This is a genomic window from Pseudomonas sp. CFBP 8758, from assembly GCF_014841725.1.
GTDB classification, from domain to species: Bacteria; Pseudomonadota; Gammaproteobacteria; order Pseudomonadales; family Pseudomonadaceae; genus Aquipseudomonas; species Aquipseudomonas baltica.
Window position 1 is genome coordinate 1 of record NZ_JACYUK010000020.1, and the last position, 1,597, is coordinate 1,597.

At 50.7% G+C, this 1,597-nt stretch carries 1 rRNA gene; it reads left to right on the forward strand.

The annotated features are described in order from the left end of the window. Positions 1-101: 101 nt before the first annotated feature. Positions 102-1,597, forward strand: a 23S ribosomal RNA gene (locus IFT75_RS21300); the annotation flags it as partial.

Genomic DNA, 1,597 nt, shown 5'->3' on the forward strand with positions numbered 1-1,597 from the left:
GGGTTCAGGCTAAGGTAAAATTTGTGAGTTGCTCTTGGAGTAAATGCGAATTTTCGGCGAATGTCGTCTTCACAGTATAACCAGATTGCTTGGGGTTATATGGTCAAGTGAAGAAGCGCATACGGTGGATGCCTTGGCAGTCAGAGGCGATGAAAGACGTGGTAGCCTGCGAAAAGCTTCGGGGAGTCGGCAAACAGACTGTGATCCGGAGATGTCTGAATGGGGGAACCCAGCTGTCATAAGACAGTTATCTCATGCTGAATACATAGGCATGAGAGGCGAACCAGGGGAACTGAAACATCTAAGTACCCTGAGGAAAAGAAATCAACCGAGATTCCCTTAGTAGTGGCGAGCGAACGGGGACCAGCCCTTAAGTTGGTTTGAGATTAGCGGAACGCTCTGGAAAGTGCGGCCATAGTGGGTGATAGCCCTGTACGCGAAAATCTCTTGTCAATGAAATCGAGTAGGACGGGGCACGAGAAACCTTGTCTGAATATGGGGGGACCATCCTCCAAGGCTAAATACTACTGACTGACCGATAGTGAACTAGTACCGTGAGGGAAAGGCGAAAAGAACCCCGGAGAGGGGAGTGAAATAGATCCTGAAACCGTATGCGTACAAGCAGTGGGAGCCCACTTTGTTGGGTGACTGCGTACCTTTTGTATAATGGGTCAGCGACTTATATTCAGTGGCGAGCTTAACCGAATAGGGGAGGCGTAGCGAAAGCGAGTGTTAATAGCGCGTTTAGTCGCTGGGTATAGACCCGAAACCGGGCGATCTATCCATGGGCAGGTTGAAGGTTGGGTAACACTAACTGGAGGACCGAACCGACTACCGTTGAAAAGTTAGCGGATGACCTGTGGATCGGAGTGAAAGGCTAATCAAGCTCGGAGATAGCTGGTTCTCCTCGAAAGCTATTTAGGTAGCGCCTCATGTATCACTGTAGGGGGTAGAGCACTGTTTCGGCTAGGGGGTCATCCCGACTTACCAAACCGATGCAAACTCCGAATACCTACAAGTGCCGAGCATGGGAGACACACGGCGGGTGCTAACGTCCGTCGTGAAAAGGGAAACAACCCAGACCGTCAGCTAAGGTCCCAAAATCCTGGTTAAGTGGGAAACGATGTGGGAAGGCTTAGACAGCTAGGAGGTTGGCTTAGAAGCAGCCACCCTTTAAAGAAAGCGTAATAGCTCACTAGTCGAGTCGGCCTGCGCGGAAGATGTAACGGGGCTCAAACCAGGTACCGAAGCTACGGGTATCACCTTAGGGTGATGCGGTAGAGGAGCGTTCTGTAAGCCTGTGAAGGTGAGTTGAGAAGCTTGCTGGAGGTATCAGAAGTGCGAATGCTGACATGAGTAACGACAATGGGTGTGAAAAACACCCACGCCGAAAGACCAAGGTTTCCTGCGCAACGTTAATCGACGCAGGGTTAGTCGGTCCCTAAGGCGAGGCTGAAAAGCGTAGTCGATGGAAAACAGGTTAATATTCCTGTACTTCTGGTTATTGCGATGGAGGGACGGAGAAGGCTAGGCCAGCTTGGCGTTGGTTGTCCAAGTTTAAGGTGGTAGGCTGAGATCTTAGGTAAATCCGGGATCT